Source organism: Aestuariivirga sp., assembly GCF_041738905.1.
Classification (GTDB): domain Bacteria; phylum Pseudomonadota; class Alphaproteobacteria; order Rhizobiales; family Aestuariivirgaceae; genus Aestuariivirga.
In genome coordinates this window covers 1-8,424 of sequence record NZ_JBGSOZ010000189.1, presented here as the reverse complement: position 1 = coordinate 8,424, position 8,424 = coordinate 1, and the positions used below count along the sequence as shown (strand labels likewise).

General features: G+C 62.5%; 6 protein-coding genes. 2 read left to right on the top strand and 4 right to left on the bottom strand.

Features of this window, described 5'->3' with window-relative positions:
- Window positions 1–89 precede the first annotated feature (89 nt).
- Window positions 90–887 carry a formate/nitrite transporter family protein gene (locus ACEW8Q_RS17915; protein ID WP_373505420.1) on the bottom strand — a complete coding sequence of 266 codons (798 nt, stop codon included), beginning with the start codon at window positions 885–887 and terminating at the stop codon, window positions 90–92.
- Between the two features lie 252 nt (window positions 888–1,139).
- Here ACEW8Q_RS17915 and clpB point away from each other — a divergent pair, with 252 nt between their 5' ends.
- Together clpB and ACEW8Q_RS17905 are read left to right on the top strand one after the other, a co-directional pair.
- On the top strand, window positions 1,140–3,758 hold the full coding sequence (gene clpB / locus ACEW8Q_RS17910) for an ATP-dependent chaperone ClpB (RefSeq protein WP_373505419.1): 2,619 nt from the start codon (window positions 1,140–1,142) through the stop codon (window positions 3,756–3,758).
- A 94-nt stretch (window positions 3,759–3,852) separates the two neighbouring features.
- The gene (locus ACEW8Q_RS17905) at window positions 3,853–4,224 is read left to right on the top strand and encodes an MmcQ/YjbR family DNA-binding protein (protein WP_373505421.1); all 372 of its coding nucleotides are present in this window, start codon (window positions 3,853–3,855) and stop codon (window positions 4,222–4,224) included.
- Window positions 4,225–4,232: 8 nt separating this feature from the next.
- On the opposite strand, the gene ACEW8Q_RS17900 is transcribed toward ACEW8Q_RS17905, so the two are convergent.
- Genes ACEW8Q_RS17900 through ACEW8Q_RS17890 form a run of 3 tightly spaced genes read right to left on the bottom strand, consistent with a single transcriptional unit; the run spans window position 4,233 to window position 7,744 of the window.
- Window positions 4,233–4,811 (bottom strand): isochorismatase family protein, encoded by a 579-nt coding sequence (locus ACEW8Q_RS17900; protein WP_373505418.1) that lies wholly within the window; start codon window positions 4,809–4,811, stop codon window positions 4,233–4,235.
- Between the two features lie 2 nt (window positions 4,812–4,813).
- Complete coding sequence (locus tag ACEW8Q_RS17895) at window positions 4,814–5,995, bottom strand: MFS transporter (RefSeq protein WP_373505417.1); 1,182 nt, start codon at window positions 5,993–5,995, stop codon at window positions 4,814–4,816.
- Window positions 5,996–6,055: 60 nt separating this feature from the next.
- Window positions 6,056–7,744, bottom strand: coding sequence for a M23 family metallopeptidase (locus ACEW8Q_RS17890; RefSeq protein ID WP_373505416.1), 1,689 nt, complete (start codon window positions 7,742–7,744; stop codon window positions 6,056–6,058).
- Window positions 7,745–8,424: the final 680 nt, after the last annotated feature.

Below are 8,424 nucleotides of genomic sequence, written 5' to 3'. Positions count from 1 at the left end.
GGCCAAGCGCAAGTATGAGCGCAAGCCCCGCAAGGACCCTGCCGCCGAGCCGCCGGTGAAGGAGCCCGCCGCCGATTGATGAGTGGGGCTCAGCCTCGTCCTTTTGGCCTGTAGGCCAGCCAGTACGTGAGCGCGACGCCGCCGGCACCCCCGGCGACGTTGCCGAGGCTGACCGGAATGAGGTTGCCCAGAAACCCCTTGAGATCGACGGGTAAGCCTGCCGCCCATCCCGCCGGAATCAGGTACATGTTGGCGACCGAGTGCTCGTAGCCAAGGAGCACAAAGGCGGTGATCGGAAGGATGATCGCCAGGATCTTGTCGGTCACGCTGCGCGCCGCGAAGGTGAGCCAGACCGCAAGGCAGACCAGCATGTTGCAGAGCAGGCCGCGCGTGAAGGCTTCCACCGGGCCAAGTGCCGATTTCGCCTCCGCGATCTTCCGGGCGGTTTCGCCCAGCGGCCCGTCGAAGAGGCCGGACAAGGCCATGAGGGCCACCACCGCCAGCGCGCCGATGAAATTCCCCACGTAGGAATAGCCCCAGTTGCGCATCAGCGCGCCGGGGCTCACCCGCCCGTCGACCCACGCCATCACGATCAGCGCATTGCCGGTGAAGAGTTCAGCGCCCGCCACCACCACGAGGATGAGGCCCGTCGAGAAGACGAAGCCTCCCAGGAGACGCGAGGGTCCGAAGGTGAGGCCGGTTCCAGTCATGGCGGCGGTGAAGGCGGCGGCTCCCAGCGCGATGAAGACGCCTGCAAGAACCGAGAGCGTTGCCAGCGGCACGGCGGGAAGGGAAGCCTTGCGGACACCGGCTTCCTCGATGCGCAACGCCACGTCCGCAGGCTTATAGGCGTCAAGCCCGGTCGGATCGATCTTTTTGTCAGCCATTTCAGTCTTTCACCCCAGGCAAAGGCAGTCCTCCTTGATCCATCGCAAAGTCATGTAGTCTGGGCAGGAGTCATCCTGCACCCGCTTGATCGCCAAAGAACCCTTCCCATATGACGATCATCGAGGCGGCTGTCCCCGATGGAATGCCTCTCGGGGGTTCGAAGGTCTGGGCAGCCGGCACATCAACCGTTGACGGCGTTTCAGGAGTGCCCAACCGGGGCTCGGGAAATGCGCCGAGGAGGAGAGTACGATATGGACTTCGAAAAATACACCGAACGGTCGCGCGGTTTTGTTCAGTCGGCCCAGTCGCTGGCACTGCGCGAGGGGCATCAGCGCTTCACGCCCGAACATCTTCTGAAGGTTCTCCTTGATGACGAGGAAGGACTGGCCGCCGGCCTGATCAAGGCCGCGGGCGGCGACTCGCGCCTTGCTCTGCGCGATACCGAAGCCGCACTCGCCAAGCTGCCGAAAGTGTCTGGCGGCGGGGCAGGTCAGGTCTATCTGGCGCCGGAACTCGCCCGCGTCTTCGATGCCGCGCAGAAACTCGCTGAAAAGTCAGGCGACAGTTTCGTTTCCGCCGAGCGCATGTTGCAGGCGCTGGCCGTCGAGCAGTCGGAAGCATCGAAGGCGCTGAAGGCGGCGGGCGTCACCCCGCAGGGGCTGAACCAGGCGATCAACGCGATCCGCAAGGGCCGCACGGCCGACTCGGCTTCCGCCGAGCAGGGTTATGACGCGCTCAAGAAATATGCCCGCGACCTCACCGAGGCGGCGCGCGAAGGCAAGCTCGACCCGGTCATCGGCCGCGACGAGGAAATCCGCCGCACCATCCAGGTGCTGTCACGGCGCACCAAGAACAATCCTGTCCTGATCGGCGAACCTGGCGTCGGCAAGACCGCCATCGCCGAGGGCCTGGCGCTGCGCATCGTCAAGGGCGACGTGCCTGAGAGCCTGAAGGACAAGAAGCTCTTGGCGCTCGACATGGGCTCCCTCATCGCGGGCGCCAAGTATCGCGGCGAGTTCGAGGAGCGCCTCAAGGCCGTGCTGTCGGAAGTGACGTCTGCCGAGGGCGGCATCATCCTCTTCATCGACGAGATGCACACGCTTGTCGGCGCGGGAAAATCCGAAGGCGCCATGGATGCGTCGAACCTGCTGAAGCCAGCACTTGCCCGCGGCGAACTCCATTGCGTCGGCGCCACCACGCTCGATGAATACCGCAAGCACGTCGAGAAAGACGCAGCACTTGCCCGCCGCTTCCAGCCCGTCTTCGTGTCCGAGCCCACCGTCGAGGATTCGATCTCGATCCTGCGCGGCATCAAGGAGAAGTATGAGCTGCATCATGGCGTGCGGATCACCGACTCGGCGATCGTCGCGGCGGCAACGCTGTCGAACCGCTACATCACTGACCGTTTCCTGCCCGACAAGGCCATCGACCTGATGGACGAGGCGGCGGCGCGGCTCCGCATGCAGGTCGATTCGAAGCCCGAGGAACTGGACGAGATCGACCGCCGCATCATGCAGTTGCAGATCGAGCGCGAGGCCCTGAAGAAGGAAACTGACTTGGCCTCGAAGGACCGGCTGGTGAAGCTCGAAAAGGAACTTGCGGACTTCGAGGAGAAGTCGGCGGCGATGACACGTCGCTGGCAGGACGAGAAGGAGCAGCTGGCTTCCGCCTCCAAGGTGAAGGAAGAGCTTGAGAAGGCTCGCTTCGAGCTTGACCAGGCCCAGCGCAAGGGCGACTTCGCCAAGGCGGGCGAACTGGCTTACGCCACCATTCCCGGGCTCGAGAAGAAGCTCAAGGATGCCGAGGAGTCGAGTGCCGCCAACATGCTGGAAGAGGCGGTGACGGCGAGCCACGTGGCGCAGGTCGTGTCACGCTGGACCGGCGTTCCCGTCGACCGGATGCTGGAAGGCGAGCGCGACAAGCTGCTTGCGATGGAAAAGGAACTCGCCAAGCGCGTCGTCGGGCAGACCGAGGCCGTGGATGCGGTCTCAACCGCGGTGCGCCGTGCGCGTGCCGGACTCCAGGACCCGAATCGTCCCATCGGCTCCTTCATGTTCTTGGGCCCCACGGGTGTCGGCAAGACTGAACTCACCAAGGCGCTGGCGTCGTACCTGTTCGACGACGAGCACGCGATGGTGCGGGTGGACATGTCGGAATACATGGAGAAGCACTCCGTCTCGCGGCTGATCGGCGCCCCTCCGGGCTATGTCGGTTATGACGAGGGCGGTGCGCTGACCGAAGCCGTCAGGCGGCGTCCCTATCAGGTCGTCCTCTTCGACGAGATCGAGAAGGCGCATCCGGATGTGTTCAACGTGCTCCTGCAGGTCCTCGATGACGGCCGTCTGACCGATGGCCAGGGCCGCACGGTCGACTTCAAGAACACGCTGATCATCATGACGTCGAACCTTGGCAGCGAGTATCTGGTGAACCTCGGCGAGACGCAGGATGTCGACGTGGTGCGCGACCAGGTGATGAACGTCGTGAAGGGACACTTCCGGCCCGAGTTCCTGAACCGCCTCGACGAGATCATCCTGTTCCACCGCCTGAAGCGCGAGAACATGGGTTCGATCGTCGACATCCAGATCGGACGCCTGCAGAAGCTGCTCGCCGATCGCAAGATCACCATCGAGGTGAGCGAAGCGGCGCGGAGCTGGCTGGCCGACAAGGGCTACGACCCTGCCTATGGCGCGCGCCCCCTGAAGCGCGTCATCCAGAAGAACGTGCAGGATCCGCTGGCCGAGGAAATCCTCGCCGGCCGCATCAAGGACGGGGAGACGGTCGAGATCGGCTCTACCGCAGGCGTGCTGACCTTCAACGGCAATGCGCTGGGCGGAAAGCCCGTCGACCCGAAGGTCGTGAAGCTGCACTGAGCTGTCTTTGAATTCGGTAGACCAGATGGCCGGGGTCTCCCCGGCCATTTTTGTTTCGACCGAATTGCTCGTTGATGGCAGGATCAATTCCGACATGACGCTCGACGAGTACAATGATTTCTGCCGGTCTCTGCAGCACACTTCTCATGTCGTGCAGTGGGACAACGCGCATGTGTGGAAGGTGGGCGGGCCGAAGGGCAAGGTCTTCGCCATCGCCTCGCATTGGCATGGACCCAGCCTCGACATCATCTTCAAGGCGTCGAGCCTTACATTCGATCTGTTGAAGGACCAGCCCGGCATGAGGCCAGCTCCTTACTTTGCCTCGCGTGGTCTTCTCTGGCTGCAGCGGCGCACGCCGGAGACTGTCGATGATGCGGCGCTGCAGGACTATCTGCGCGAGAGCCACCGTCTCGCGGCTCTCAATCTGCCAAGGCGTGTGCAGCGCGAAATGGGGCTTGCCGGGTAGGCACAGCCTTACAGCGTGAGTCCCGGCGGCAGGCTTGTGCCGATCTTCTGCTTCAGGGCGGAAAGCGTCGCGAGATCGCGCACCCATTCATAGTGGATGCCCTTTGTATTCGTGACGATGCCACCCGCAGCGGCGATCCGCCGGAGGCCAGCCTCGTGATGAGGAGGTGGAGAGGCCGTGGCATCCTCGATGACCGTCACGCGGTAGTCCTGCTCCATGAGGCCGATCGCCGAATGCGCAATGCAGACATCGGTTTCCAGCCCGACCAGAACGAGGTCCCGGCGTCCGCTTCGCGTCACGTCATCGAGAATGCTTCGCTGGCCCGCAAGGCCGAAGACCATCTTGTCGTGAACGATGCACCCCGGCGGCAATTCGGCTGAAACCTCCGGCACCAGCGGCCCGTCATTCGCCATGTCTTCCGCCGTTGCGATGATCGGAATATCCAGCGCCCGCGCCACCCGCATCAGCCAGGCGATGCGCTGGACGAGGGGCACGCGCCAGTGGACCGACAACTTGTCGAGGAAGTATTGCTGCACATCGATGACGATGAGGCAGGTGGTGTGACGGTCGATGAGGCGGTGCTGCATCGTCATCCCTTGGGCGGGCTGTCCTTGGCGAAAAGATAGATCGCCAATGCCGCCAGCACCAGTCCACCGAACATCAAGTGCAGTGTGGCGTAAGAGGAGGCAACGTCTCCGCCCTGCATCGCCTTCATGATGGCGCCGGACACGGGCTGCAATATGCCCGCCCCACCGATGAACAGCACATTGAGCAGTGTGATGCCACGCCCCAGCAGGTGATCGGGCACGAAGCTGCGGCCATGCGCCATGAGCACCCCGTAGGTCATGCCGAATGCACCCAGCAGCCCCATGACGGCAATGGCGGCGGCAAGGGAAAGATCGAAGAGGCCGAGCACGAGGAAACAAAGCGCGGTGATGAGCGCGCCCGTGAAGACAATCCATTTCCGCGTGTGGAAAATCCTGTCGAGGGGCCCATAGATCATGGCGCCGGCAGACATCGCCGCTGCCATGACGAGAAGCGCATGGCCGCGTGCCACAGGCTCGAGGCCGTGGACGAATGCGAAATATGGCCCGGCCCATAGCCCGCGCTCCGCCAGCACCACGGCATAACTCACGCCCGTGATGGGAAGCAGCGGCCAGAGTGCCCTGATCTTCAGAATGTCGCCGATGCCGGAAAGCAACCCGCGCGAGCCATGGCTGACGATCCGTTCGGGATCGCGGATGAGCAGGAAGACTGAAAGCGCCGAAAGCGTGGTCGCGGCGGCCATTCCGAACATGGCGCCCCGCCACCCGATCGATTGAGCCGCCCATGCGAGGGGAGACGTCGCCAGCAGGTTGCCCGCCGTGCCGATTCCGAGCAGCCATGAACATAGAAGCGCGAACCGTTCGCGCGCGCTGACCCTGCCAAAGAGATAGATCGCCCCCATGTAGATCGATCCGCACCCGGCCCCGATCAGCAGCATGGCGAGATTGAGCTGCAATGCATCGCGTGCGGTGGCGAAAACTATGGCGCCGATGACAGCCGCAAGCATCTGCAGCGACACCGTCCGGCGTGGGCCGACTGTATCCAGCGCCCAGCCTACGGGGAATTGTGTTGCGACGAAGCCAAGAATCCAGAAGGCCTGCAGATTGCCCAGCGCCTGCGGATCGAGGCTGAGTTCAAGGGCCAGCTCAGGCGCGATCACCGCCAGGAACGAACGGTAGAACTGGCTCAGCACATAGGCTGCGAGGAAGACGAGGAACGCGCGCACGATGTCCGTTCTTCGCAGGGTGTCATCGCCTGCGCAACTGCGGCTTCGGTATTGCTGCTGTTATTGTATCTGTGCGACCTGAAGAGCCGATGGCGCCTGCTGCATCATTGCCTGGACGCGCTGCTTCATCTGGTTGAACTTCGCCAGCTCCTTGCCCGAAAGCTGCTTGCCGCCCGCCGCCTTGATGCGGGTCGGGTTCACGGGGCGGTCGTTCACGCGGACTTCATAGTGGAGATGGGGGCCCGTGGAGCGGCCGGTGGAGCCCACGTAGCCGATGATCTGCCCCTGGTTGATCTTGGCACCGCGGCGGATGCCCGACGCGAGCTTGCTCATGTGGGCGTAGAGCGTCTCGTACTTGTTGTTGTGCTTGATCTCTACGGTGATGCCATAGGCACCGTGTCGGCCAGCGATCTGCACGACGCCCGAGCCTGCGGCGCGGATCGGCGTGCCGGCGGGAACGCCGAAGTCCACGCCCGTATGCATCTTCGAGTAGCCGAGCAGCGGATGGCGGCGCATGCCGAAGCCCGAGGTGAGGCGGGCGCCCGAGACCGGCGTCTTCAGCAGCGACTTCTGGGCACTGCGGCCCATCTCGTCAAAGTAGTCCGTCTGCCCGTCCTTGGTTGTGTAGCGGTACAGCGTCTTGGTCTTGCCGTCGAGGGTCAGCTGGGCGTAGTGCAGCACCTTGCGCTTGGCGGATGAGCCGGTGAGCGGATTGCCGTAGAACACTTCGAACGTGTCGTCGGCCTTCACCTGGCGCTGGAAGTCGACGTCATAGGCGAAGACGCGCGTCAGTTCGGCGGTAATGTAATCGGGAACCTTGTTGTCCTTGGCGGTACCGTAAAGGCTGGAACCTACCTTGGACTTGGTGCGGAAGTGATTGAACTCCGCGTATTTCGACTTGGAGCCGGCCTTGGCGCCTTCGATCGCCGCCACGAAGCGTCCGTCTTCATCAGCCTGCACCGTCAGGGTTTCATTGGGGCCCGGATTGAACGAGAGTTCGACCGGGAAGGTCACTTCGCGGCCATAGAAGTCGAGCTGGCGGTCGAGGGTCAATTCGAAAGCGGTGCCGTTCTTCATCATGCCAGGCGGAAAGACCGGTTCGATTGCCTTCACGAGAGCCTTTGCCGCCTCCGTGCTGACACCTCTGTCGGTCAACGCGTCGATCAGCGTCTCGCCCTTTGCGAGCTTGAAAGTCTCGTCAGTCGGCTCCGGCGGAACCTGCTTCGTGATGGTGGTAATGTTTTCGCTTTCTTCGCCGATCGGATCGATCTCGGCATCGATCACAACCGTCTTGCCTTGGCCATAAGGGAGATCGTCGGCGGTGATCTCGGGATAGGCATTGGCGTTGTTGAGATCACGCTCCGGCACGATCAACCCGCCCGACGTCTCGGGCTGCGGCTGGTAGGCAGCGGAAAGTTCCTTGCGGCCCATAAGGGACTCAGCGGATTCCGAACCGGCGTTCTCCGGATAGGAGCCAGTCATCGACGCTTTGCCCACGGAGGCGTAGGCATCACTCGGGGCCGCGTTTTCGCCGAAGATGCCGAGAACGGCGCTGCCAATGACGAGAGAGCCGGCAATGCCGGCCACGCAGGTCGTCAGAAGCCAGCGGTGGTGAACGGGCTCAATGTCGAATGGATGATCGAGAGCAGGTTCCGGAGCCTTCGCGGGAGACTTCGATTGCCGTGGCGGACGGCGCACCATGCCGGAGTCCGGCCGGGCGCGAACCTGTCTGTCGACGCGATCGTTCAATACTTAAATCCCCTCGTCAAACTCTGGTTGCTCCGGTTTACCCGGGCCTGTTCGACTTCCCCTCGATAACAGGTCCCACGCCGGGCGCAAACTCCCAATTCCCAAACCCACTTCCGGGGCCAGGTGCACAAGGCACCATTGCTTCGGCCCGGAAAATGCCTGCTCGACCCTCCATAGTCAACCGCGTTGACCAATCGCCGTCCGAGCAGTTGGTCTCTCCACCCAAGTCACTGAAGATGAACAGCCCTTGGCCTGTGGAAAAACCACGGTCCGAATGATCTCCCAAAGGTGTTTCCAATTCGTTAACCATGCCGGGAGCCTGTCATGTGACGGCGAAATGTCGACCGCATCTCGCCTCCCTGGCTTCTTTATGACCAGATGATGTCGATGACCCGCCGCCATCGACCCAAAAACCATCCACTTGGACAAAAAACTGCGCCAAAAATCAACCGGATGACTTGTCCACAGCCACGGATCATAGAAATAGCTAATCACTATCAATAACTTATGGCATGTGCGAAATTTTCGTGACGAAGCGCTTGACACCTTCTCTGTGGTTCTCGTATAAGCGCGATCACTGAGGGACGCGGTGCTTCTGGCGCCGGTGTTCTTGCGGAATTAAGCGACGAGCTGGCGAGGAGAGGCCGGTGTGACCTGAGAGGGTGGCCCGGTGTGATTTT